The 24365-nt window shown below is 72.9% G+C and carries 17 protein-coding genes, 1 rRNA gene and 2 pseudogenes; 16 read left to right on the top strand and 4 right to left on the bottom strand.

Going from position 1 to position 24365, the window contains the following annotated elements:
• The first annotated feature begins 140 nt into the window (after positions 1-140).
• From rrf to ABZX40_RS02100, 3 genes and pseudogenes are all read left to right on the top strand, one after another.
• Positions 141-257 (top strand): 5S ribosomal RNA (gene rrf, locus ABZX40_RS02110).
• A 93-nt stretch (positions 258-350) separates the two neighbouring features.
• Positions 351-1148, top strand: a pseudogene (locus tag ABZX40_RS02105) (hypothetical protein); the annotation flags it as partial.
• A gap of 222 nt (positions 1149-1370) precedes the next feature.
• Complete coding sequence (locus ABZX40_RS02100) at positions 1371-2120, top strand: tetratricopeptide repeat protein (protein WP_355748425.1); 750 nt, start codon at positions 1371-1373, stop codon at positions 2118-2120.
• Between the two features lie 70 nt (positions 2121-2190).
• On the opposite strand, the gene ABZX40_RS02095 is transcribed toward ABZX40_RS02100, so the two are convergent.
• On the bottom strand, positions 2191-3480 hold the full coding sequence (locus ABZX40_RS02095) for a DUF1015 domain-containing protein (RefSeq protein ID WP_355748402.1): 1290 nt from the start codon (positions 3478-3480) through the stop codon (positions 2191-2193).
• 83 nt (positions 3481-3563) lie between these two features.
• Between ABZX40_RS02095 and ABZX40_RS02090 the strand changes: the two genes are divergently transcribed.
• The 4 genes from ABZX40_RS02090 to ABZX40_RS02075 all read left to right on the top strand — a co-directional run bounded on the left by ABZX40_RS02090 (position 3564) and on the right by ABZX40_RS02075 (position 7933).
• A complete protein-coding gene (locus ABZX40_RS02090) occupies positions 3564-4592 on the top strand; it encodes an HAD hydrolase-like protein (RefSeq protein WP_355748399.1) in 1029 nt (342 codons plus the stop codon).
• A gap of 256 nt (positions 4593-4848) precedes the next feature.
• The gene (locus ABZX40_RS02085; protein WP_355748397.1) at positions 4849-5892 is read left to right on the top strand and encodes an iron chelate uptake ABC transporter family permease subunit; all 1044 of its coding nucleotides are present in this window, start codon (positions 4849-4851) and stop codon (positions 5890-5892) included.
• 53 nt (positions 5893-5945) lie between these two features.
• Positions 5946-7010, top strand: coding sequence for an iron chelate uptake ABC transporter family permease subunit (locus ABZX40_RS02080; RefSeq protein WP_355748422.1), 1065 nt, complete (start codon positions 5946-5948; stop codon positions 7008-7010).
• Entirely contained in the window at positions 7007-7933 is a 927-nt protein-coding gene (locus ABZX40_RS02075; protein ID WP_355748394.1) for an ABC transporter ATP-binding protein, read from the top strand. The genes ABZX40_RS02080 and ABZX40_RS02075 overlap by 4 nt, the downstream gene beginning before the upstream one ends.
• A gap of 14 nt (positions 7934-7947) precedes the next feature.
• On the opposite strand, the gene ABZX40_RS02070 is transcribed toward ABZX40_RS02075, so the two are convergent.
• Complete coding sequence (locus tag ABZX40_RS02070) at positions 7948-8295, bottom strand: sterol-binding protein (RefSeq protein ID WP_355748419.1); 348 nt, start codon at positions 8293-8295, stop codon at positions 7948-7950.
• A 195-nt stretch (positions 8296-8490) separates the two neighbouring features.
• Between ABZX40_RS02070 and ABZX40_RS02065 the strand changes: the two genes are divergently transcribed.
• From ABZX40_RS02065 to ABZX40_RS02045, 5 genes and pseudogenes are all read left to right on the top strand, one after another.
• Complete coding sequence (locus tag ABZX40_RS02065) at positions 8491-8730, top strand: hypothetical protein (protein WP_355748416.1); 240 nt, start codon at positions 8491-8493, stop codon at positions 8728-8730.
• A 7-nt stretch (positions 8731-8737) separates the two neighbouring features.
• A complete protein-coding gene (locus ABZX40_RS02060; protein ID WP_355748391.1) occupies positions 8738-9553 on the top strand; it encodes a TlyA family RNA methyltransferase in 816 nt (271 codons plus the stop codon).
• A 113-nt stretch (positions 9554-9666) separates the two neighbouring features.
• A pseudogene (locus ABZX40_RS02055) lies at positions 9667-10554 on the top strand (NAD kinase); the annotation flags it as partial.
• A 200-nt stretch (positions 10555-10754) separates the two neighbouring features.
• Entirely contained in the window at positions 10755-12473 is a 1719-nt protein-coding gene (gene recN, locus ABZX40_RS02050; RefSeq protein WP_355748413.1) for a DNA repair protein RecN, read from the top strand.
• 603 nt (positions 12474-13076) lie between these two features.
• Positions 13077-14201: a glycosyltransferase family 4 protein gene (locus ABZX40_RS02045; protein WP_355748388.1), complete on the top strand. Its 1125-nt coding sequence runs from the start codon at positions 13077-13079 to the stop codon at positions 14199-14201.
• 574 nt (positions 14202-14775) lie between these two features.
• Here the strand turns inward: ABZX40_RS02045 and ABZX40_RS02040 are convergent.
• Both ABZX40_RS02040 and ABZX40_RS02035 read right to left on the bottom strand, forming a co-directional pair.
• Positions 14776-16506, bottom strand: coding sequence for a PucR family transcriptional regulator (locus tag ABZX40_RS02040; RefSeq protein ID WP_355748385.1), 1731 nt, complete (start codon positions 16504-16506; stop codon positions 14776-14778).
• 84 nt (positions 16507-16590) lie between these two features.
• Positions 16591-18393, bottom strand: a complete 1803-nt coding sequence (locus ABZX40_RS02035; RefSeq protein ID WP_355748411.1) for a glycoside hydrolase family 15 protein — start codon at positions 18391-18393, stop codon at positions 16591-16593.
• Between the two features lie 111 nt (positions 18394-18504).
• On the opposite strand from ABZX40_RS02035, the gene ABZX40_RS02030 reads away from it, so the two are divergent.
• The 4 genes from ABZX40_RS02030 (at position 18505) to ABZX40_RS02015 (ending at position 24303) form a co-directional block, all read left to right on the top strand.
• Positions 18505-18765: a hypothetical protein gene (locus tag ABZX40_RS02030; protein WP_355748382.1), complete on the top strand. Its 261-nt coding sequence runs from the start codon at positions 18505-18507 to the stop codon at positions 18763-18765.
• Positions 18766-19072: 307 nt separating this feature from the next.
• A complete protein-coding gene (locus ABZX40_RS02025; protein WP_355748408.1) occupies positions 19073-20776 on the top strand; it encodes a CTP synthase in 1704 nt (567 codons plus the stop codon).
• A 99-nt stretch (positions 20777-20875) separates the two neighbouring features.
• Positions 20876-21514 carry an NUDIX hydrolase gene (locus ABZX40_RS02020; RefSeq protein ID WP_355748379.1) on the top strand — a complete coding sequence of 213 codons (639 nt, stop codon included), beginning with the start codon at positions 20876-20878 and terminating at the stop codon, positions 21512-21514.
• 710 nt (positions 21515-22224) lie between these two features.
• The gene (locus tag ABZX40_RS02015) at positions 22225-24303 is read left to right on the top strand and encodes a tetratricopeptide repeat protein (RefSeq protein ID WP_355748376.1); all 2079 of its coding nucleotides are present in this window, start codon (positions 22225-22227) and stop codon (positions 24301-24303) included.
• Positions 24304-24365: the final 62 nt, after the last annotated feature.

Raw genomic sequence — 24365 nt, 5'->3', positions numbered from 1 at the left:
TGGTGGAGGTGACCGGTACTAATAGGCCGAGGGCTTGTCCTCAGTTGCTCGCGTCCACTGTGTTGGTTCTGAAACCACGAACAACCCCACCCGAAACGGTTTTCTGGGTGGTGCGGTTGGTTTGTACAGTTTCATAGTGTTTCGGTGGTTATAGCGTGAGGGAAACGCCCGGTTACATTCCGAACCCGGAAGCTAAGCCTTACAGCGCCGATGGTACTGCTGGGGGGACCCGGTGGGAGAGTAGGACGCCGCCGAACAATCTTTGGAGGACCCCTGGTCCCAGCGTTCAGCTGGGACCAGGGGTCCTTTTGTTTTTACAATGCTTGTGGTACCGAAGACAGGAGTCACCGATGTCCACCAACTCTCCCGACGACCGACCGGAGCGCGATCAGCGGCGACGGGACAGTGGTGACCGCGGGAACCGTGGCGAGCGCAGCGACCGTAGTGGTGGTCGTGGCGAGCGCGGTGATCGTGGTGACCGCGGTGGGTTCCGGCGGGACAACGACCGTGGTGGTTATCGCGGCGGCGGTGCTCGTGATGGCCGGCGGGACGACAACCGTGGTGCCGGGCGCGACGAGCGCTCCGACCGGCCCGATCGTGGTGACCGTGGTGATCGCGGGGGCTATCGGGGGCGGGACGACCGCCGGGATGGTGGGGAGCGGGGCTCCAGGCCGCCGTATCAGCGGGACGACCGTGGGCGGGCGCCGCGTCGTGAGGACGATCGGAATCGGGGCGGGTTCCGGCGGGACGACCGTGGGGATCGGCCGGCGTTCCGCAGGGACGATCGTCGTGATGAGCGGCGGGACGACGGGCGGGGCGGCTACCGGGGCAGCGATGACCGGGGTGGATTCCGGCGGGATGACAATCGCCGGGATGACAGCCGTCGGAACGACAGTCGGAGGGACGACAGCCGTGGGGGTTACCCCCGGCGTGATGACAGGCGCGACGATCGGCGTGACGACCGGCGTGTTGAGCGGCGTGATGACCGGCGGGGCGATGACCGTGGGGGTTATGGGCGTCGCGATGACCGGGGTGAGCGGAGCGGTGGAGGTTTTCGTCGGGATGAGCGGCGTGATGAGCGTCGTGACGATCGGGGGGATCGGCCGGCGTTTCGGCGGGACGATCGAGGGGAGCGGCCGGGCTTTCGGCGGGATGACCGGGGGGATCGGCCGGGGTTCCGGCGGGATGGGGAGCGTGGGGGATATCGGGGGCGGGACGACCGTGGTGGGCGGGATGAGCGGCGTGGGCCCCGGCGGGACGATCGTGGTGGGCGCAGTGGTGGGTACCAGGGGCGCGACGACCGGCGGGGGCCTGCCGGTGGTGGCCGGTTCCGTGATGAGCGGGACCGGGACCGGGAGCCGATCAAGCGGCTGCCGATCCCCGAGGACGTCACGGGCGACGAGATCGACAAGGACGTACGGCAGGAGTTGTTGAGTCTGCCGAAGACGCTGGCGGAGGATGTTGCCAAGAATCTGGTGATGGTCGCTCGGTTGATCGATGAGGATCCCGAGGGGGCCTACGGGTATTCGCGGGTCGCGTTGCGGCTGGCGTCGCGGGTGGCTGCGGTGCGGGAGGCGGCGGGGTTCGCGGCGTATGCGAGTCAGAAGTACGGGGAGGCGCTCGCGGAGTTCAGGGCGGCTCGGCGGATGACCGGGAACGCCGATCTGTGGCCGGTGATGGCCGACTGCGAGCGTGGGCTCGGGCGGCCGGAGAAGGCGCTGGACATGGCCGGGGCGCCGGAGGTGCAGAAGCTCGACAAGGCCGGGCAGGTGGAGATGCGGCTCGTCGCGGCCGGGGCCCGGCGGGATCTGGGGCAGCTCGACGCGGCGATCGTGACCTTGCAGAGCCCTGAGCTGGCCTCGAACTCGGTGCAGCCGTGGACCGCGCGGCTGCGGTACGCCTATGCCGACGCGTTGCTGGAGGCGGGGCGGAAGGACGAGGCCCGGGAGTGGTTCGCGAAGGCGGTGGAGGCGGATCGGGACGGGAGTACCGATGCGTCGGACCGGCTCGCGGAGCTGGACGGGGTGGAGTTCCTGGACGCGTTCGATGAAGAGTCGGAGGGCGCTGCCGGTGACGAGGAGGACGGTACGGACGGCGAGGAGAAGGGCGCCGACGACTGAGGTTCTGGTGGTGGGGTGGTGAGGGGGGCGGCTTCCTTTTGAGGGAGGCGCCCCCCTTTGTTGTGCCTGGTCAGAGGTCCAGGGCTCGCAGGACCAGGCCCGATGCCGGTTTGGGGCCGAAGGACGTCGACTTGCGGGGCATGGTGATGCCCTGGCGGGCCAGGTCGCGGACCAGTTCCTCGCGGACCGGGTGCATCAGGACGGCCGTACCGCCGTCCTGTTCGGCCTTGGTGACGGTGGCCGTCGTGTCGTGGATGTAGGCGATGTGGGACGGGGAGTCCTCGGGGAGGTGCCAGAGGTGGTCCAGGAGGGTGGTGTGGAGGACCGTCGCGTCCAGGGTGCGCCAGGTGGTGGGGCGGTCGGTGGGGATGGTGCGGGCGAGGAGTGCCGGGTCGGGGCGGTCGACCAGGTGGTAGGCGCCGTCGCCGGCCAGGAGGTAGGCGTTGCCGTCGGCCGCTGCTTCGGCGAGGGCGGTGAGGGCCTGGTCGAGGGGGGTGTGGAGGGGGCGGACGCGGAAGTGGGGCTTCAGGGCGGCCAGGGCGTCCGGGAGGGGGAGGTGGGGGAGGTAGCGGTGGATGGCGCGGACGCGCAGGGGGTAGCGGGCGGTGTCCACGAGGAGGACCAGGCCGTCGTCCCAGGGGCTGGGGGAAGGGTGCTCCGCGCGTAGACGGCGGTAGGTGGCCCAGCGGTGGTGGCCGTCGGCGATCAGGGCCTGGTGGCGGGCCAGATCGGTGGTGATCGAGGTGAGGTCGGTGGGGGTGGTGAGGGACCAGAGGCGGTGGTGGTGGCCGTCCTCGGTGGTGGTGGAGAGGAGGGGCGGGCGGTGGGTGGTGCGTTCGATGATGGCGGCGGTTGCGTTGTGCTCGTCGCCTCGGTAGGTGAGGAGGAGGGGCTCCAGATTGGCGGAGGTGGCGCGCATCAGGGCGGCGCGGTCGGCGACCAGGTGGGGCATGACGTCCTCGTGCGGGAGGACGATCCGGTCCGCCGGGTCGGTGACGCGCAGGGTGGCGATGATGCCGCGCTGGAGGAGGCCCTCGTCGTCGGTCTGTTCGTAGACGTACAGGCCGGGCTCGGGGTCGGTGGTGAGGATGCCCTCCGCGCGCCAGCGGGTGAGGGTGGCGGCGGCCTGGGCGTTGCGGGCCTCGGGGGTGGCCGCCTGGGGGAGGATCAGCCGGACGATGTTGTACGGGTCGGCGGCCTGCAGCTGGTGGAGGCCGTCGGGGCGGACCACGACGTCGTAGGGCGGGGACGTCACGGCGGCGAGGCTGCCGACCCGGTCGGGGTCGTAACGAAGGCCGCGGAACGGGGTGAGTTCCAGGCCCCGGCGCTCCATCGCTTCCGAGTGTCCTGCTGAGTTCATCCCGGCATCGTACGTCCGCGTACGGGTGTCAGTGGCATGGGGGATGATCGGGGGAACGGTCGGTGGAGCGAGGAGCGGGTGCGATGAGGCAGGGCGTCAGGACCAGGCCCGAGGGCAGTGCGCGGGCGCTGAGCGAGGCGTACGACACGGCGCTGCTGGATCTCGACGGGGTGGTGTACGCGGGCGGCAACGCCATCGCGCATGCCGTGGACTCGCTGGCCACGGCGCGGGAGGGCGGGATGCAGCTGGCGTATGTCACCAACAACGCGCTGCGGACGCCGGACACGGTGGCGGCGCATCTGACCGCGCTCGGGATAGCGGCCGAGGCCGGGGATGTCATCACCTCGGCGCAGGCGGTGGCCCGGCTGATCGCCGAGCAGTTGCCCGCGGGGTCGCGGGTGCTGCTGATCGGCGGGGACGGGCTGCGGGTGGCGCTGCGGGAGCGGGGGCTCGTGCCGGTGGAGTCGGCGGACGAGGAGCCGGCGGCGGTGGTGCAGGGGTACGGCGGGCCCGAGCTGGCGTGGGGGCGGTTCGCGGAGGCGTGCTACGCGATCGCGCGCGGGGTGCCGTGGTTCGCGTCCAACACGGATCTGACGATTCCCAGTGCGCGGGGGATCGCGCCGGGGAACGGGGCGGCGGTGGAGGTGGTGCGGATCGCCACGGGGGCCGAGCCGCAGGTGGCGGGCAAACCCTTGCCGCCGATGCACCGGGAGACGATTCTGCGGACCGGCGCCGAGCGGCCGTTGGTGGTGGGGGACCGGCTGGACACGGACATCGAGGGCGCGTTCAACGGGGATGTCGATTCGCTGCTGGTGCTGACCGGGGTGACGGACGGGGCGCAGCTGCTGGCGGCGCCGCCGCGGCACCGGCCGACCTATGTGGACGCGGATCTGCGCGGGATGCTCACCGGGCAGCCGGAGGTCACCCCGAGCGGGGACGGCTTCCGTTGCGGCGGCTGGACGGCGACCGCGGGGGCGGAGCGGCTGGAACTCGACGGTGAGGGGACGGCGCTGGACGGGCTGCGGGCGCTGTGCGCGGCGGCGTGGACGGCGGCGGGGGACGGGGCGTGCGCGCTGGACGGGGGGAAGGGGTTGGCTCGGTTGGGGTTGTGAGGGAGGGGTAGCCGGGAGGGGTGGCCAGGAGGGGGCCTTTGCCTTTCCGGCAGGGGGCTCTGCCTTGGCTCGGCGGAGGGGCAACTCGCCCGGGAGGAGGTCAGTGACCCGCCCGGCAGGAGGTCAGGAGGCCGTCAGGCAAAGGGTCAGGAGCTGTCCGGCAGGAGGTCAGGGGCCGTCCGGTAGGGGGCTCAGCCTGCCCCGGTGGCGCTCGGCGGGATCGTCCGGCAGGCGAGGGTAGGCTAACCTAACCTCCGTGTTGGTCGAGAGTCCCCCCGAGGCGCGCGTGGAAGCCGTTCCCGCGTCGGAGAGTCGTCGGGCGATCCGTGGCGTCGGGCTGCTGGTCGCGCTGGCGGTGTTGGTGCTGGTCGCTCTGGCGAGCATCGCGGTTGGCGCGAAACCGCTCTCGCCGGGCGAGGTGTGGCACGGGCTGTTCCAGGACTCGGGCCGCTATGCCGATGTCGTCGTCGGTGAGCGGCTGTCGCGGACGGTGCTCGGGCTGCTCGCCGGGGCCGCTCTCGGGTTGTCCGGCGCGGTGCTCCAGGCGCTGACCCGCAATCCGCTGGCCGATCCCGGGCTGCTCGGGATCAACGCGGGGGCGTCCGCCGCGGTTGTCACCGCCATCACCTTCTTCGGGGTCACCAGCCTCATCGGCTATGTGTGGTTCGCGTTCGCGGGGGCGGCGGTGGTCGGGGCGCTGGTGTGGTTCCTCGGCGGCAGCCGCGGGGCGACCCCGGTACGGCTCGCGCTCGCCGGTACGGCGATCAGTGCCGCGCTGTACGGCTATCTCCAGGCCGTGATGATCATGGATCAGGCGGCGCTGGGGCGGATGCGCTTCTGGACCGTCGGCTCACTGAACTCGGCGACCGACGACACCGTTCTCCAGGTGCTGCCCTTCCTCCTCATCGGCACCCTGCTGGCGCTCGGGCTGGCCCGGCCGCTCAACGCCATGGCCATGGGCGACGACACCGCCAAGGCGCTCGGCGCCCACCTCCCCCGCACCCGGGCGCTGTCGATGCTGGCGGCGACCGTGCTGTGCGGGGCGGCGACGGCCGCGTGCGGTCCGATCGTGTTCGTCGGCCTGATGGTGCCGCATGTGGTGCGGTCCTTCACCGGGCCCGACATGCGCTGGATCCTCCCCTACGCCACCCTTCTGTCGCCCGTGCTGCTGCTGGGCGCGGATGTGATCGGCCGGTTGGTGGCGCGGCCCGCTGAGGTGCAGGTCGGGATCGTCACGGCGGTGCTGGGCGGGCCGGTCTTCATCTACCTCGTACGACGGCGGAGGACGGCTCAGCTGTGAGGACCCTTCCGAAGTCCGGGACGGAGATCCCGGTGACCCCGGAGAAGCCGGAGATCCCCGAGACCCCAGAGAAGCCGGGGGCGTCCGCCGCGCGGGTCGTGCGGTCCGTCGGCGGGATCTCCCTGCGGGTGGACGGGCGGGCGGTGGCCGTCACCGCGGCACTGGGGATCGTCGCGCTGGGCATGGGCGTGCTGCTGGTCGGCACCGGTGACTTCCCGATCGGTGCGGGTGAGGTGCTCAGGACGCTGGCCGGGCGGGGCGACGCCGGGCAGGAGTTCATCGTCCGGGAGCTGCGGCTGCCCCGGGTGCTGGTCGGGCTGCTGGTGGGGGCCGCGCTCGGGCTCGGCGGGGCGCTGTTCCAGTCGATCTCGCGCAATCCGCTGGGCAGCCCGGACGTGCTCGGACTCGGACAGGGCGCGGCGGCCGGCGCGCTGATCACGATCGTCGTGCTGTCCGGGGACGCCGGGCAGGTCACGGTGGGCGGGCTGGTCGGCGGGCTGGCGACCGGGGCCGTGATCTATCTGCTCTCCTGGAAGCGGGGCGTGCACGGTTACCGGCTGGTGCTGGTCGGCATCGGGGTCTCGGCCGTGGTCACCGCCGTCAACGGCTATCTGCTGACCCGGGCGGACATCGTGGACGCCACCCGGGCCATGGTCTGGATGACCGGATCGCTCAGCGGACGCGACTGGGACCAGGTCTGGCCGCTGCTGGCGCTGTGCGCGCTGCTGGTGCCGCTCGTGCTGGCCAACGGGCGGGGGCTGCGCATGCTGGAGATGGGCGACGATGTGGCGTCCGCGCTCGGGGTGCGGGTCGAGCGGGTGCGGCTGGTGCTGATGGTGGCCGCCGTTCTGCTGGTCGCCGGGGCCACCGCCGCGGCCGGGCCGGTGGCCTTCGTGGCGCTCACCGCCCCCCAGCTCGCCCGCCGTCTCACCCGCTCGCCCGGCCCCAACCTGGTCCCCTCGCTGTGTATGGGCGCCGCCCTGCTGGTCACCGCCGACTGGGCCTCGCAGCGGGTGTTCGGCGCCGATCAGCTGCCGGTGGGTGTGGTCACCGGCGTGCTGGGCGGCGGATATCTGCTGTGGCTGCTGGTCACCGAGCGCCGGGCGGGGCGGATATGAGCGCCGCCGTACAGCCCCCGGCCCCGGCCTCCGGCCCCCGGAACAAGAACCTCCCAAGGAGCACCGTGAACCGTCTGACCGCGGAGCAGGTCACCCTCGCCTATGACCAGCGGGTCATCGCCGAGCGACTGTCCGTCGAGATACCCGACAATTCCTTCACCGTGATCGTCGGCCCCAACGCCTGCGGCAAGTCGACGCTGCTGCGGGCGCTGTCGCGGATGCTGAAGCCGAGCGAGGGCCGGGTGCTGCTCGACGGGCAGCTCATCCAGTCGATGCCGGCGAAGAAGGTGGCCCGGACCCTGGGGCTGCTGCCGCAGTCGTCCATCGCGCCGGACGGAATCACCGTCGCCGACCTGGTCGGCCGGGGCCGCTATCCGCACCAGGGCATCCTGCGGCAGTGGTCGGCCGAGGACGAGCGGGTGGTCCAGGAGTCCATGGCCCGCACGGGCGTCGCCGAACTCGGCGAGCGGTATGTCGACGAACTGTCCGGCGGCCAGCGGCAGCGGGTGTGGATCGCCATGGCACTGGCCCAGCAGACACCGCTGCTCCTGCTGGACGAGCCGACCACCTTCCTCGACATCCAGCACCAGATCGATGTGCTCGACCTCTGCGCGGAACTCCACGAGGAGCAGGGGCGGACGCTGGTCGCCGTCCTGCACGACCTCAATCACGCGGCGCGGTACGCCACGCATCTCATCGCGCTGCGGGACGGCGAGGTGATCGCCGAGGGCGCGCCCGGCGACATCGTCACGGCGGAGCTGGTCGAGCGGGTGTTCGGGCTGCGGTGCCAGGTCATCGACGATCCGGAGACGGGTACGCCGCTGGTGGTACCGGCGGCGCGGAGGGGGCGGGCTGGGGCGGCGGTTACGGCTACGGCCGCGGCGGAGACCGGCGTGGGGGCTCCTGAGCCGTCGCCGTCATAGGGGAGCTGCCGCGGTCACAGCAGCTTTCTGAGGTGCAGCAGATCGCGCAGGCCGGCGGTGAGCCGGACCCGGCCCGAGCCCCAGGCGTGGGCGAAGTTCAGATCGCCGTCGACCAGGGCGATCAGATCGTCGCCGGTCAGGGACAGCCGGATCTGGGCCTTCTCGCGCGGTGGCCCGGTGAGGGTGTCGTGGACCTGGATCCCGCCGTCCGCCATCCGGCCGACGAAGGTGACCTCCAGATCGGTCAGGTGACAGCTCACCGAGCGGTCCAGGGCGGTGGCCGCGCGCAGGTCGCCCTCGGCGCCGCGCATCTTCGCCGAGAGTCTGTCGAGCGCGTCGCGGCACTCCTCGATCGTCGCCATCATGATCGACGGTACCGCAGGGCTTCGCGGTAGCGTCGGGGCATGAGCGAGTCAATGCCGGGGGTGGAGAGCCGGACGGAGATCCGGGGGGACGGCCGGGAGGAGACCAGGGTGGACAACCGGGGGGAGCGTGACGCCGGTGAGGCCGTCGGGTCCGGTGAGGCCGTCGGGTTCGATGAGGCCGTCGGGTTCGAGATCGCCGAGGCGTACGATCCCGCCGCCCCCGCGCCGCTGGACGTCCTCCGTGAGCCCACCGGTGACGCCGGTGTCGACGACCGGCTCCAGCGGCTGGCTGACGCCGACCACCTGGCGACGGACGGACATCTGGAGGTGTACGAGGATGTGCACCGGGGGCTGCGCGACGCGCTCACCGCGCTCGACGCCCGCCCGGGACCTCCGGCGCCCCCGACGCCGTACCCCGAGAGCAGGAGCTGAACCGAACGTGGCAGGAGTCGCACGCCGCCGTCTGGACGCGGAGCTGGTCCGCCGTAAGCTCGCGCGGTCGCGGGAGCACGCCAGTCAGCTGATCGCCGCCGGGCGGGTCAGCGTCGGGCGGACCCTGGCGACCAAGCCCGCCACACAGGTGGAGACCGCGGCGGCGATCGTCGTCGCCGCCGACGACGGCGATCCCGAGTATGTGTCCCGGGGTGGGCACAAGCTGGCCGGGGCGCTGGCCGTCTTCGGGCCGCAGGGGCTGGTGGTGGAGGGGCGGCGGGCGCTGGACGCCGGGGCCTCCACCGGCGGGTTCACCGATGTGCTGCTGCGGGCCGGGGCCGCGCATGTGGTCGCCGTGGACGTCGGGTACGGACAACTCGCCTGGACTCTGCAGAGCGATGAACGCGTCACCGTCAAGGACCGTACGAACGTACGTGAGTTGACGCTCGATGTGATCGACGGGAAGCCGGTGGATCTGGTCGTGGGGGATCTGTCCTTCATCCCGCTCGGGCTGGTGCTGCCCGCGCTGGCGCGGTGCGTGACGCCGGACGCCGATCTGGTGATGATGGTGAAACCGCAGTTCGAGGTGGGCAGGGAACGACTGGGCAGCGGGGGAGTGGTGCGCAGTGCCCAGCTGCGCGCCGAGGCGGTGCGGGGTGTGGCCGCCAAGGCGTGGGAGCTGGGGCTCGGGGTGCGGGGAGTGACGGCCAGTCCACTGCCCGGACCTTCGGGAAATGTCGAATACTTTCTGTGGCTGCGGGCCGGGGCACCGGAACCGGACCCGGCCGACGTTGACCGTGCTGTGGCGGAGGGGCCGCGTTGACATCGAACCCTGGTTCTGATTCTGGTTCCCGTACTGATTCTCGTACCGATTCGCGTACTGATTCGCGTACTGATACCCGTACTGATTCGTGTGCGGGTTCCCGTGCGGGCTCTCGTACGGTTTTTCTGCTGGCGCACACCGGGCGGCCGGCGGCCATCCGCAGTGCCGAGCTGGTGGTGAAGGGGTTGCTGCGCTCCGGGATCGGGGTGCGGGTGCTGGAGCACGAGGCGCGGGATCTGCCGCTGCCGGACGAGGTGCAGCTCGTCAAGGAGGCCACGCCGCTGTGCCTCGACGGATGCGAGCTGCTGATCGTGCTCGGCGGCGACGGGACGCTGCTGCGCGGCGCCGAGTTCGCGCGGGCCTCCGGGGTGCCGATGCTGGGCGTCAACCTCGGGCGGGTCGGTTTTCTCGCGGAGGCGGAGCGGGACGATCTCGACAAGGTCGTGGACCGGGTGGTCACCCGGGCGTACGAGGTCGAGGAGCGGATGACCGTCGATGTCGTGGTGCACAGCAACGGGGACATCGTGCACACCGACTGGGCGCTGAACGAGGCGGCGGTGCAGAAGGCCACCGCCGAGAAGCTGCTGGAGGTCGTCCTGGAGATCGACGGGCGGCCGGTGACCGGGTTCGGGTGCGACGGGATCGTGCTGTCCACGCCGACCGGGTCGACTGCGTACGCCTTCTCCGCCGGGGGGCCGGTGGTGTGGCCCGAGGTGGAGGCGTTGCTGATGGTGCCGATCAGTGCGCACGCGCTGTTCGCCAAACCGCTGGTGACCTCGCCGGATTCGGTGCTCGCGGTGGAGGTGCTGCCGCACATCCCGCCGGGGGTGTTGTGGTGCGACGGGCGGCGGACGGTGGAGTTGCCCGCCGGGGCCCGCGTGGAGGTGCGGCGGGGGGCGGTGCCGGTGCGGCTCGCCCGGCTGCATCACGCGTCGTTCACCGATCGGCTGGTGGCGAAGTTCGCGCTGCCGGTGTCGGGGTGGAGGGGTGCGCCGCACTGACGCGGGCTGTGCGGTGTGGGTGGGGTGTGGTTCGGCGCCATCCGGGAGGGTGGTTTCGGTGGGGTGGCGGGTGCGGGGGGTGGGTGCTGATCGCGCAGTTCCCCGCGCCCCCGGAGGGCGTTGTCTCCCCCGGCGAGGGGGTGGGGGGCGGTCGCACTCCGGGGGTGGGACCTCGTAAGGTCGTGTCCGTGTTGGAGGAGATGCGGATACGGTCGCTCGGAGTCATCGACGACGCCGTGGTCGAGCTGTCGCCGGGGTTCACGGCCGTCACCGGTGAGACCGGTGCGGGCAAGACCATGGTGGTGACCAGCCTCGGACTGCTGCTCGGCGGACGGGCGGACCCGGCGCTGGTGCGGATCGGCGCCGACAAGGCGGTGGTCGAGGGGCGGATCACGCTCGCCTCCGGCGGGACGGCCGCCGTACGGGCCGAGGAGGCCGGGGCCGAGCTGGACGACGGGGCGCTGCTGATCAGCCGTACTGTCTCCGCCGAGGGGCGTTCGCGCGCGCATGTGGGCGGGCGGTCCGTGCCGGTGGGGATGCTCGCCGAGCTGGCCGACGAACTCGTCGCGGTGCACGGGCAGACCGATCAGCAGGGGCTGCTGAAACTCTCCCGGCAGCGGCAGGCGCTCGACCGCTACGCGGGGGACGCCGTCGCCGTGCCGCTCGCCAAGTACGCCGAGGCGTACCGGCGGGTGCGGGCCGTCGCCGTGGAGCTGGACGAGATCACCACCCGGGCGCGGGAGCGGGCGCAGGAGGCCGACATCCTCCGCTACGGGCTGGACGAGATCGCCGGGACCGAACCCCGGGCCGGTGAGGACGTGGAGCTGGCCGAGGAGGCCGAGCGGCTCGGGCACGCCGAGGCCCTGGCGTCCGCGGCGACGGTCGCCCACGCCGCGCTCGCCGGGAACCCCGAGGACCCCGAGGGGGTCGACGCCACCACGCTGGTCGCGGGGGCGCACCGGGCACTGGAGGCCGTACGGGCGCACGACCCGGCGCTCGCGGCGCTCGCCGACCGGATCGGGGAGATCGGGATCCTGCTGGGCGATGTGGCCGGGGAACTCGCCGGGTACGCCGACGACCTCGACGCCGATCCGCTGCGGCTCGCCGCGGTGGAGGAACGGCGGGCCGCGCTGACCGCGCTGACCCGGAAGTACGGGGACGACATCGCGGCCGTGCTGGGCTGGGCCGAGCAGGGCGCCGCGCGGCTGACCGAGCTGGACGGCGACGACTCGCGGATCGGTGAGCTGACCGCCGAACGGGACGCGCTCCGCGGTGAGCTGGGCGGACTGGCCCAGGCGCTCAGCGAGGCCCGGGAGGAGGCGGCGGAGCGGTTCGCCGCCGCGGTGACCGCCGAGCTGGCGTCGCTGGCCATGCCCCACGCGCGGGTGTCCTTCGCGCTGCGGCAGAGCGAGGACCCGGAGGGCGTCGAGATCGGCGGACGGACCGTCGCGTACGGGCCCTCGGGTGTCGACGAGGTCGAGCTGCTGCTCGCGCCGCACCCCGGGGCGCCGCCGCGGCCGATCGCCAAGGGGGCCTCCGGGGGTGAGCTGTCGCGGGTGATGCTCGCGGTGGAGGTGGTGTTCGCCGGGACCGATCCGGTGCCGACGTATCTCTTCGACGAGGTGGACGCCGGGGTCGGTGGCAAGGCCGCCGTCGAGATCGGGCGGCGGCTGGCGCGGCTCGCCAGGTCCGCTCAGGTGGTCGTCGTGACGCATCTGCCGCAGGTCGCCGCGTTCGCCGACCGGCAGCTGCTGGTGGAGAAGACCGACGACGGGTCGGTGACGCGGTCCGGGGTGAAGGTGCTGGAGGGCGAGGAGCGGATCCGCGAGCTGTCCCGGATGCTGGCCGGGCAGGAGGACTCGCAGACGGCTCGGGCCCATGCGGAGGAGTTGCTGGCGACGGCTCGGGGGGATGGGTAGGGGGCCGTTCGGGTGCCCGCCGGGTGTTGCGGGCAGGGTGGTGGGGCGCCCGGGGCCGGGTCTTCCGGGTGCTGCGGTGCGGCCGGTGGTGGTTGCCGGGCTGGGCGCTTCTGGGGCGCGTACGGGGTTGGCCCCGGCGGGGTCGAGAGGAGTCCGGCGCCGGGTGCTCCGGTGGGTTCTCGGCGTGTGGGTGTGTTCCGCGAGGCCGGGTGGCTGAGGGGGGTGGTCCGTAGGTCTCCGAAGGTTCCGGGCGATGCCGTCGATGGGCTGGTTTCGGCCAGTTGGCCCCTGGGTCCGCGTGGGGTGGTCGGGCCGTCGGGGGACCCGGTGGGCGGTGTTCCCGGGGGCTGGTGGGGTGTGCGGGGCGGGGTGGACGGGTGATCCGCCGGCCGTCCGGGTCGGGGGTGTTCCCGGGTCACTCGTGTGAGTGGAAAGAATGACCTCGGTGTGACCGGTCGTGACCTCGGGCGTTGCGGGAACCGGTGGGCGTGCTGGCATCCTTGGGCGGGTGCAGGGAGGGAGCCGCGCGGTGCAGGGTGCGGGGCCGATCCTTCTGTACGTTTCTTCGTGACCGTTCGATGCCGAACCAGGAGCCCCGGCCACGTGACCCCCGTGAGCAGCCCCCCGCACGGCCAGTCGACGCTGCGCACCGTGCAGGTGCTGGGCGGCGGCAGCGCCGGAAGCAGCGCCCATGTGCGCTCGCTGGCCGCGGGGCTCGTCGCCCGGGGCGTGCGGGTCACGGTGTGCGCGCCGGCCGAGGCGGAGCGGGAGTACGACTTCAGCGGGGCCGGGGCCGATCACGCGCAGGTGCCGCGCAGCAGCGACCCGTCCTCCGTCGCGGCGCTGCGGGCGGCCTGCGCGGACGCCGATCTGGTGCACGCGCACGGACTGCACGCCTCCCTGCGGGCCGCGCTCGCGCTGAGCGGCCGACCCGTCCCGCTGGTGGTGACCTGGCACAGCCCGGCCCGGGTCGAAGGGGCGCGGGCCCGGCTGCTGCGGATGCTGGAGCGCCGGGTGGCGCGGTCCGCGGCGGTGGTGCTGGGGACGTCGTCCGATCTGGTCGACCGGGCCCGGCGGCGCGGCGCCCGGGATGCCCGGCTGGCGCCCGCCGCGCTGCCCGGGACGCGGTCGGCGCCCGGCGACGAGTCCGACCCGGGCAAGCTGCGCGCCGAACTCGGCGCCACAGGCCGGGCGTTGGTCCTCGCCGTCGGACCGCTCGAACGGCACCGGGGCCACGACGTGCTCCTGGACGCGGCGCGCGCCTGGCGCCTGCTGGATCCCCCGCCCTTCGTCGCCGTCGCCGGTGAGGGCGACCTGCGCGGCCCGTTGCAGCGGCGGATCGAGGACGAGGAACTGCCGGTGCGGCTGCTCGGGCGGCGCGACGACGTCCCCGAACTGCTCGACGCCGCCGACCTGGTGGTGCTGCCCGGCCGCTGGGAGTCGCGGTCGGTGCTCGCCCAGGAGGCCCTGCACGCCCGGGTGCCGCTGGTCGCCTCCGCCGTAGGGGGCATCCCGGACCTGGTCGGCGACGCCGCCGAACTCGTCCCGTACGGGGACGCGTCAGCGCTGGCGGCCGGGGTGCTGCGGCTGCTCGGGGACGCCGGTCGGCGGGACGAACTGCGCCGCAAGGGGGAGGCACAGGCGGCGACCTGGCCCACGGAGGACCAGACGGTGGCTCAGGTGCTGAGCGTGTACGACGAGCTGACGCAGCCGCGGCCGATGGTGTGAGCGTGGGGTGGCCGATTGGTGGGTTGTGGGTGCGGGTCCGTGGGGCGGCGGGTGGCTGGTTGGTGGGGCGCGGGTGCGGGTCCGGGTGTCGGTCGGTGGGCTGGTTGGTGGGTTGCGGGTGCGGGGCCGGGTGCCGGCGGGGTGAGCTGGGTGGTGGGCTGCGGGGTGTCGGCGGGTGGGCTGGCTGGTGGGTCGCGGGTGTCGACAGGTGAGCTGGCTGGTTGGCCGCGGGATGTCTGCCGGTGGGCTGACTGGAGGGCCGTGGGTGCGAGCCGGTCCGTCGGCCCGTGGGTCGTGGGTGAGCCGGTGTGCCGCCGGTCGGTCGGTGCGCCGCAGGTCGGCCGGTGGGGCCGCAGGTGCGAGCCCGGGTGTCGGCCGGTGTGCCGTCGGCGGGATGACGTGCGGCCCGTCGGTCGGGTGACGCGCGGTCTGTCGGCGGGATGGCGCGCGGTCCGTCGGTCGGGTGACGTGCGGTCCGTCCGTCGGATGGCGCGTGGTCCGTCAGCCGACGTGTCGGCGGGCCCGGAGGGCGAGGCTGAGGGCCCGGTCCGTCCGTCGGATGGCGCGTGGTCCGTCAGCCGACGTGTCGGCGGGCCCGGAGGGCGAGGCTGAGGGCGAGGACGGTCTGGGGGTCGTCGAGGTCGCTGCCGAGGAGTTCGCCGATGCGGGCCAGCCGGTTGTAGAGGGTCTGGCGGTTGAGATGGAGTTCCCGGGCCGTCTCCGCCTTGCGGCCGGCGTGCGCGAGATAGGTCTCCAGGGTGGGCAGCAGGGGCGGCTTGGAGCGGCGGTCGTGCTCGCGGATCGGGCCGATGGCACGGTCCACGAACGCCGCCAGGTCGGGATGGTCCCGCAGCCGCCACAGCAGCAGGTCGATGTCCAGGCGCCGGGCGTCGTACCAGGGCCGGTCGGCGAGGCCCTGGGCGGCGGTCGCCGTCTCCGCCGCGTGCCGCAGTCCCGCCGAGGCCGCCGCCCAGCCGCCCGGCACCCCCACGACCACCACCGGCGGTCGGGCCCCCGGCCGCTGCATCCCGGCCCGCTCGACGCCCGCCCGCAGCGCCGCCGCGACCCGGTCGGCCACCGACGCCCGCTCGGCCTCCGTCCGCAGGCCCACCAGCAGCGGCACCCGGCCCTCCACCGGCCGAACCCCCAGCAGCGCCGGCACCCCGACCGAGGCCAGCTCCTCGGCGACCGCGCGGGCCAGCAGTGCCCAGCCACCGGCCTGTGCGATCGGGTCGCCCAGCCGCATGACGACCGGCAGCAGCGGACCGGTACCGGGCTTGAAGCCGAGGACCCGGGCCTGCGCCGGGGCGTCCTCCGCGGTGATCCGGCCCTCGGCGAGGTCGGTGAGGAAGTCGCCGCGGCCCCGCGCGGCCAGCTCCTCCTCCTGGCGGGCCTGCATCAGCACCACCGCGAGGATCTCCGCGGCGCGCTCGGTGGCGATCCGGTGCACCGGCGCCAGCGCCCCGCGCACCGGCAGGATCACCAGCCGGGCCCGTACCGAGCCGGAGCCCGGCCCGCCGCCCGGTACGTCCACCAGCACCGAGCCCGCCGGGGGCGGGGCGTCCTTGTGCTGGCCGCGCAGCCCCTCCCACACCTGGAGCGGCTCGGCGCCCTCGGGGCCCGACCCGGCCGCGTACAGCAGCAGGCCCTCGGGGGTCTCCAGGAACACCGGGTTGCCGCTGGAGTCCGCCAGGATGGCCAGCACCTGGGGGACCCCGCCCCCGCCGAGCAGTGCCTCGGTGCAGCGGCGGACCACGTCCTCGGCGCGCTGGAGCAGGGCGTAGTGGCCGTTGACGATCTCGGTGTGGATCTCCTCGGTCACCGTCACGAACGGGACCTCGCGGTGCAGCTGGATCAGCGGCAGCCCGGTCGAGCGGGCCGTCTCCACCAGGGTGGCCGGCAGCCGGGTGAAGCGCGGGCCCAGCTCCATCACCAGGGCCGCGATACCGCGCTCGGCGAGGGTGCGGACGAACGCGCGCTGCTCGGCGGGGCGGGTGCCGAGGCCGTAGCCGGTGGTCAGCAGCAGTTCGCCGCCCTTGAGCAGGGAGGCGATGTTGGGCACCTCGCCGGCGTGCACCCAGCGCACCGTGCGCTGGAGCCGGTCGGCGCCCGCGAGCACCTCGGGGAGACCGCCGCGCAGACCGGGCAGCTCCAGCGCCCGCTGCACGGTGATCCCGGCGCCGCTGCTGTCGTATCGCTGGTCGGCGCCCGGCCGGTCGGTCCGGGGGTCGGTCCGGTGATCCGGGCGGGCGTCGGCGCGGGCGTCCGTGCGAGGGTCGGTGCGGGGGTCGGTGCGGCTGTCCATGGGGCGGACGCTACCCGCGCGGACGGGGTGGTGACAGTTCGGCCCCACCCCGTCGATGCCCCGCCGGTGCCCCCGCGGGCCGGGTCAGCCGCCGTACGCGCCCGACGCCGTCAGGCGCAGGGCCGTGTCGATCAGCGGGACATGGCTGAACGCCTGGGGGAAGTTGCCGACCTGGCGCTTCAGACGCGGGTCCCACTCCTCGGCCAGCAGGCCCAGGTCGTTGCGGAGCGCGAGGAGCTTCTCGAACAGCCTGCGGGCCTCGTCGACCCGGCCGATCATCGCGAGGTCGTCGGCGAGCCAGAAGGAGCAGGCGAGGAAGGCGCCCTCGTCGCCGGGGAGGCCGTCGACGCCCGCCTCGGGGCCGTCGGTGGGGTAGCGCAGGATGAAGCCGTCCGGGGTGGACAGCTCGCGCTGGATGGCCTCGATGGTGCCGATGACCCGCTTGTCGTCCGGGGGCAGGAAGCCCATCTGCGGGATCAGCAGCAGGGAGGCGTCCAGCTCCTTGGAGCCGTAGGACTGGGTGAAGGTGTTGCGCTCCTTGTCGTAGCCCTTCTCGCACACGTCCCGGTGGATGTCGTCGCGCAGATCGCGCCAGCGGTCCAGGGGGCCGTCCGCGTCGCCGGACTCGATCAGCTTGATGGTGCGGTCCACCGCGACCCAGGCCATCACCTTGGAGTGCACGAAGTGGCGGCGCGGGCCGCGCACCTCCCAGATGCCCTCGTCCGGCTCGTTCCAGTGGTTCTCCAGGTAGTGGATCAGCTTGAGCTGGAGCAGCGAGGCGTAGTCGCTGCGGGCCAGGCCGGTCATATGGCCCAGGTGCAGGGCCTCGGTGACCTCGCCGTAGACATCGAGCTGGAGCTGGTGGGCGGCGCCGTTGCCGACGCGGACCGGGGCCGAGTTCTCGTAGCCGGGCAGCCAGTCCAGCTCGGCCTCGCCCAGCTCGCGCTCACCGGCGATGCCGTACATGATCTGGAGGTTCTCCGGGTCGCCGGCCACCGCGCGCAGCAGCCACTCGCGCCAGGCGCGGGCCTCCTCGCGGTAGCCGGTGCGCAGCAGCGAGGAGAGGGTGATGGCGGCGTCACGGAGCCAGGTGTAGCGGTAGTCCCAGTTGCGCACCCCGCCGATCTCCTCCGGCAGGGAGGTGGTGGGGGCGGCGACGATACCGCCGGTGGGGGCGTACGTGAGGGCCTTGAGGGTGATCAGGGAGCGGACCACCGCCTCGCGGTAGGGCCCGTGGTACGTGCAGTGCTCGACCCACTCGCGCCAGAAGTCCTCGGTCGCCGTCAGTGACAGCTCGGGCTCGGGCAGTGCGGGCGGCTGCTTGTGCGAGGGCTCCCAGGAGATCGTGAACGCGATCCGCTCGCCCGGGGAGACCGTGAAGTCGGAGTAGGTGGTGAGCGCCTTGCCGTAGGTCTCGGCCGGGGTGTCGAACCACACCGAGTCGGGGCCCGCGACGGCGACCGTGCGCCCCTCGTGCTTGTGCACCCACGGCACGATCCGGCCGTAGGAGAAGCGCATCCGCAGGGTGGAGCGCATGGGGACACGGCCCGAGACGCCTTCCACGATCCGGATGACCTGGGGCGCCCCGTCCCTCGGGGGCATGAAATCGGTCACCCTGACCGTGCCGCGCGGGGTGTCCCACTCGGACTCCAGGATCAGCGAGTCCCCCCGGTAGGTCCGCCGGTTCGCCGTGGGCGGCTCGGTGTCCGGCGCGTGGGCCGGGCCGATCCGCCAGAAACCGTGGTCCTCGGTGCCGAGCAGACCGGCGAAGATGGCATGCGAGTCGAAGCGGGGCAGGCACAGCCAGTCCACCGTGCCGTCCCGGCAGACCAGTGCGGCGGTCTGCATGTCTCCGATGAGTGCGTAGTCTTCGATGCGCCCGGCCACGTGCAACTCCAGTCGAACGGCCACGTCACCCCATGAAGGGGCTGTCGCTGGTGCGGTCAAGGATGGTGTGTCATACAGCTGCGAGATGGATGTGTCATACGTCGTTGAGCGATGAAGCAAAACAGCCGATCGGCCTGGTGGCAAACGGCGGTCCGTGCTCAGCAGTCTGTGCTCAACGAACTGACGAGCTCTCGTTGTTCCGGCTTGTTCCTGCGTGTTCCGGTGGAACTCCGGGATGGAACCGGCATGGAAATACGGGCGTGGGTGGTGCCGTCGTTCCGGCGGGCTCGGCAGCGAGTGTCCGAGCAGGATACGACGCACGTAGATGATCTGCGCGCCGCTCCGGGCAACGCGGGTGAGCTGATCGAGTGAGCGATCGGTGAGAAGTGCGTAAGGCGTGTGCGTCCGTGTGGATCCGTGGCCGTGTGTGCGCGGAGCGTGGCCGGGCCGTACCGCCCCGAGGCGCTGTTACCCTGGTAGCCCGTGGACCGGTGGGCGTAGAACCCCCGAACCGCAGCGACGGCGCCCCCGGAGGCCCGGTACGCAGTCCCCGGCGGAATCTCCAAGGAATCCAGTCCCAAGGAAATCCGCGGAATCCCGCAGGGAGGCTCGTACGTGAATCCGGTACGGCGGCGCCACCGCACCCCCAGACCGCGACCACGGGAGCCCCGTCTTGGCCATGCCGCCCACCGCCTTTCGAAACAACACAGCCACGACGACCAAGCACATCTTCGTCACCGGGGGTGTCGCCTCCTCGCTCGGCAAGGGTCTGACGGCCTCCAGCCTGGGCATGCTGCTCAAGGCCCGCGGCCTGCGCGTGGTGATGCAGAAGCTCGACCCCTACATCAATGTCGACCCGGGCACGATGAACCCCTTCCAGCACGGTGAGGTGTTCGTCACCAACGACGGCGCCGAGACCGATCTGGACATCGGCCACTACGAGCGCTTCCTCGACCGCGACCTCGACGGCTCCGCCAATGTCACCACCGGCCAGGTCTACTCCACGGTGATCGCCAAGGAGCGGCGCGGCGAGTACCTCGGCGACACCGTGCAGGTCATCCCGCACATCACCAATGAGATCAAGAACCGCATCCGGCGGATGGCCGCGGACGACGTGGACGTCGTCATCACCGAGGTCGGCGGCACGGTCGGCGACATCGAGTCGCTGCCGTTCCTGGAGACCGTCCGCCAGGTCCGGCACGAGGTCGGCCGGGACAATGTCTTCGTCGTCCATATCTCGCTGCTGCCCTACATCGGCCCCTCCGGCGAGCTGAAGACCAAGCCCACCCAGCACTCGGTCGCCGCCCTGCGCAACATCGGCGTCCAGCCGGACGCCATCGTGCTGCGCTGCGACCGCGAGGTCCCCACCGCCATCAAGCGCAAGATCTCCCTGATGTGCGACGTCGACGAGGCCGCGGTCGTGGCCTGCCCCGACGCCCCGTCCATCTACGACATCCCCAAGGTGGTCCACTCCGAGGGCCTGGACGCCTACGCCGTCCGCCGCCTGGACCTGCCGTTCCGCGATGTGGACTGGACGACCTGGGACGATCTGCTGGACCGGGTCCACAGCCCGCGCCATGAGATCAGCCTCGCCCTGGTCGGCAAGTACATCGACCTGCCCGACGCCTATCTCTCGGTCACCGAGGCGCTGCGCGCGGGCGGCTTCGCCAACAAGACCCGCGTCAAGATCAAGTGGGTCACCTCGGACGACTGCAAGACCCCAGCCGGGGCCGCCGAGCAGCTCTCCGACGTGGACGCCATCTGCATCCCCGGCGGCTTCGGCGACCGGGGCGTCTCCGGCAAGGTCGGCGCGATCCGCTACGCCCGCGAGAACCGCATCCCGCTGCTGGGCCTGTGTCTGGGCCTCCAGTGCATCGTCATCGACGCGGCCCGCAACCTGGCCGGCATCACCGACGCCAACTCCACCGAGTTCGACCCCGCCACCGGGCACCCCGTCATCTCCACCATGGCCGAGCAGCTCGACATCGTCGCCGGTGAGGGCGACATGGGCGGCACCATGCGGCTCGGCATGTACCCGGCCAAGCTGGCCGAGGGCTCCATCGTGCGCGAGGTGTACGACGGCAAGGAGTACGTGGAGGAGCGGCACCGGCACCGGTACGAGGTGAACAACGCCTACCGCGCCGAGCTGGAGAAGAAGACCGGCATCGTCTTCTCCGGCACCTCGCCGGACAACAAGCTCGTCGAGTACGTCGAGTACCCGCGTGAGGTCCACCCCTATCTGGTCGCCACCCAGGCCCACCCCGAGCTGCGCTCCCGCCCGACCCGGCCGCACCCGCTGTTCGCGGGGCTGGTCAGGGCGGCGGTGGAACGCAAGACGGGTACGACGGGTACGGGGTCCGGCCCGGCGGAGCGTTCCGAGTAACGAGTGACACGCAGTACACCGGTTGTACGGTTGCCGGGGTGCGTCCCTGCGTGGGGACGCGCCCCGGTTTTCTCGTTCGCGCGTGGGAGGGCACCCGGCATGCAGGGCACGACGATCAAGGACACCCCCGAGGAGTGGGAGGTCCGGGCGACCGAGACCCCGTTCGTGGGCAACAAGACCTCCGTGCGGACGGACGAGGTGGTCATGCCCGACGGGACCGTGGTCCGGCGTGACTACCAGGTGCACCCCGGGTCGGTCGCCGTGCTCGCCCTGGACGACGCGGACCGGGTGGTCGTCCTGCGCCAGTACCGGCACCCGGTGCGGCAGAAGCTGTGGGAGATCCCGGCGGGGCTGCTGGACGTGCCGGGCGAGAACCCGCTGCACGCGGCGCAGCGCGAGCTGTACGAGGAGGCCCACGTCAAGGCGGAGGACTGGCGGGTGCTGACGGACCTCTACACGACGGCGGGCGGCTGCGACGAGGCGGTACGGATCTTTCTCGCGCGGGGCCTGTCGGAGGTGGAGGGCGAACGGTTCGAGGCGGAGGACGAGGAACTGGACCTGGAGCTGTCGCGGGTCCCGGTGGGGGAGCTGGTACGGGGGGTCCTGGCGGGGGAGCTGCACAACAACTGCCTGGTGACGGGCGTGATGTCCCTGGTGGCGGCGAGGGGCTCCGCCGGGGGGCTGGAGACGCTGCGCCCGGCGGGGGCGCCTTGGCCGGCCCGGCCGTTCGAGGCGTAGGGGTTGGGTCGGGGGTGTTACTGACCGCGTTGGCGGGTGCCGCCGCGCCCACCCACGCCTGCCCAGGGTTGGGGCGGGGTGGATGCGGCCGGGGCGAGCTGGCCGTGCCGGGGAGGGCCACCCCTCCAGGGGCGCGGGGAACTGCGCGACTAGCCCCCACCGGCGCGCGGCCGAATGACGACCGGTCCGCCCCGCCGGCCTGGCTGTCCGGGGCGTAGGGGTTCGGTCGCGGGGTGTCACTCACCGCGTTGGCGGGGTGCCGCCGCGCCCACCCGTGCCGCCCTGCGGCACGACTGCCCGCGGCTGGGGCGGAGGGGGCAGATGGGAACCGGGGGGCTTGAACTCGCCGGGGAGGGCCACGCCCTCCAGGGGCGCGGGGAACTGCGCGACCAGCCCCCACCGGCCCGCGGCTGAACGGCGACGGGTGTGCCGCCCCGGCGACCGGCGCGGCTGGGGCCGTTCGCCGGTGACGGTCACGCCGTCCCAGGGGCGCGGGGAACTGCGCGACCAGCCCCCCACCGACCCGCCCCCCGACCCCCACCGACACGACCACCACCCCCCATATGACAACCCGCTGATCCGATCGGGGGACCCGCCCGGCGCTGCACCGGGGTCGTCACCCGGTGTGAACTAGGCTCGTCGCGACCAGCCAGGGACAGGTGCGGGTGCCGGCGGAGCCGCGAGCGCGCCGGTGGACGGGAGTGTGGCCCGTGACGGATCAGGCGGTGGACACGGACGGCGCGACGCTGTCGGGACACTCGTCGCAGGACTGCGGATTCCTGGGCCGGACACGGGAGTTGAAGGAACTGCGCGCCGACATCGAGCGCGCCGGACTCGACACCCTGGCCGGCACCAAGGCCCCCCGCGCCCGCGTCCTCCTGATCGCCGGGAAGCCGGGTTCCGGGCGCACCGCGCTCGCCGGGGAACTGGTGACGGACATCGCCGACCGCTACCCGGACGGAGTGCTCCGCACCCGGCTCACCGAGCCCGACGGCACCCCCGTACCCGTCGCCCGCGCCGCCCGTGAGCTGCTCACCGCGCTCGCGCTGCCCACCCCGCCCGGTGCCGCCGAGGACGATCTCACCGCCGATCTGCGCGAGGCGCTCACCGGCCGCCGGGCCGTGCTGCTGCTGGATGACGCCGCCGACGCCGAGCAGGTCGACGCGCTGCTGCCGGACACCCCCGAGTGTCTTGTCGTCGCCGTCGCGCGCGGACCGCTCACCGGGATCGCCGACGTCCGGCCGTGCACCCTGGGCGGGCTGGACACCAAGTCGGCCGTGGAGCTGCTGTCCCGGCACACCGGTTCCGTGCGGATCACCGTCGACCCGCGGGCCGCGGAGGCGCTGGTGGAGGCGTGCCAGGCGCAGCCCGCCGCGCTGATGCTGGCCGGCGGCTGGCTGGCCGCCCGGCCCAAGGCGGCCGTCGCCGACCTCGCCAAGCAACTGCACGCCGAGGGCGACGAGGGCAGCGCGCTGGACCGTGTCTTCCGGCTGGTGTACGCCTCGCTCGCGGCCCCGGCCGCCCGGATACTGCGGCTGCTCTCCCTCGCCCCGGCCGGACTGGCCGACCCGCACACCGCCTCCGCCCTGGCCGGCTGCTCGGTCGGCGGCGCCCGCGCCACCCTGGACGACTTCGTGGCGTTCGGCCTGCTGCACCGCACCCCCGGCACCCTGCCGCAGTACGAGGTCCCCGGCTGTCTGCACCCCCTGCTGGCCGCCCTCACCGAGACCCATGACAAGCCCGCCGAGCTACAGCTCGCCCGCGCCCGGATGCTGGAGCGCACGGTACGGCTGCTCCAGTCCTGCCGGGCGATCACCGAGACCGACAACCCCGAGGCCCGCGAGAAGCTCCAGGGCATGCCCCGCGCCCTGCGCTTCCCGACCCCCCGGGCCGCCGCCGACTGGCTGGGCGTCCGGCGTCCCGCCCTGCTGGCGTCGGCCCGCCTCGCGGTCGCCGACGGCGAGCTGGACACCCTGGCCCGCCGGCTGATGTCCCAGCTGGTGAGGGCGATGGTGGCGCATGTCGGCACCCAGGCCGCCGCGGCCGACCTGTACGGCGTCCACGGACTGGTGCTGGATGTCGCCGAGCGGCGCAAGCTGCCCCGCGAGCGGGCGGCGGCGCTGCTGAACCTGGGCGATCTGGACGCCCGTACCGGCCGTACGGCGGACGCGCTGGTGCGCTACCGGGCCGCGCTGGACGCCGGACGGGAGGCCAACGACCCGTATGCGACCGGCCGCGCGATGGAATCCGTAGGCGGTGCCCATCAGGAGCTGGGGGACTACGAGCGGGCGGCGGACTGGTTCGGCCGGGCGCTGGCCGAGCGGCTGGCCCGCGACGAGCGCGAGGACGTGGCCCGGCTGTACGGCCGGATCGCCACCGCCCACACCTACGCGGGCCGCTACGGCGAGGCGCAGCGCGGCTGGCGGGCGGCGCTCGCCGGGTACCGCAAGCTCGACGATGTGGGCGCCTACGCGCGGGCGTTGAGCGAGCTGGCCCGGGTCCAGGAGTACGCGGGACGGCCCGAGGAGTCGCTGCGCACCTGCCAGGAGGCGGTGGAGTGGGCGCGCCGCGCCGAGGACACCCGGCTCCAGGCGGCGCTGCATCTGCGGCTCGCCGACACCCTGCTGCACCTCGGCGACACCACGGCGGCCGGGCTGCACCGCAGTGCCGCCGAGCGCATGCTGGGGGAGGAGCGCCAGGACGATGATCGGGAGGCCGATATCGCCGACGCATCCAAGGAACATGCCGCTAACGCCTGCGAAATCCGTAGTGTGCCCGCTGAAGATTGATGCAATGAAAGGCTAGACAGCGGGAACACCTTCATTAAACTGGCTCTACCGCACGTTCTCCT

It is taken from the genome of Streptomyces sp. NPDC004610, assembly GCF_040609715.1.
GTDB lineage: Bacteria > Actinomycetota > Actinomycetes > Streptomycetales > Streptomycetaceae > Streptomyces.
The sequence above is the reverse complement of the archived record's forward strand: the minus strand, read 5'-3'. Positions and strand labels throughout refer to the sequence as shown.

Excerpts from the sequence above, each read along its gene's own strand:
- ABZX40_RS02095 (WP_355748402.1), bottom strand. The coding sequence starts at position 3,480 with ATGAACTCAGCAGGACACTCGGAAGCGATGGAGCGCCGGGGCCTGGAA.
- ABZX40_RS02090 (WP_355748399.1), top strand. The coding sequence starts at position 3,564 with ATGAGGCAGGGCGTCAGGACCAGGCCCGAGGGCAGTGCGCGGGCGCTG.
- ABZX40_RS02075 (WP_355748394.1), top strand. The coding sequence starts at position 7,007 with ATGAGCGCCGCCGTACAGCCCCCGGCCCCGGCCTCCGGCCCCCGGAAC.
- ABZX40_RS02070 (WP_355748419.1), bottom strand. The coding sequence starts at position 8,295 with ATGGCGACGATCGAGGAGTGCCGCGACGCGCTCGACAGACTCTCGGCG.
- recN (WP_355748413.1), top strand. The coding sequence starts at position 10,755 with ATGCGGATACGGTCGCTCGGAGTCATCGACGACGCCGTGGTCGAGCTG.
- ABZX40_RS02040 (WP_355748385.1), bottom strand. The coding sequence starts at position 16,506 with ATGGACAGCCGCACCGACCCCCGCACCGACCCTCGCACGGACGCCCGC.
- ABZX40_RS02030 (WP_355748382.1), top strand. The coding sequence starts at position 18,505 with ATGAAGCAAAACAGCCGATCGGCCTGGTGGCAAACGGCGGTCCGTGCT.
- ABZX40_RS02025 (WP_355748408.1), top strand. The coding sequence starts at position 19,073 with ATGCCGCCCACCGCCTTTCGAAACAACACAGCCACGACGACCAAGCAC.
- ABZX40_RS02020 (WP_355748379.1), top strand. The coding sequence starts at position 20,876 with ATGCAGGGCACGACGATCAAGGACACCCCCGAGGAGTGGGAGGTCCGG.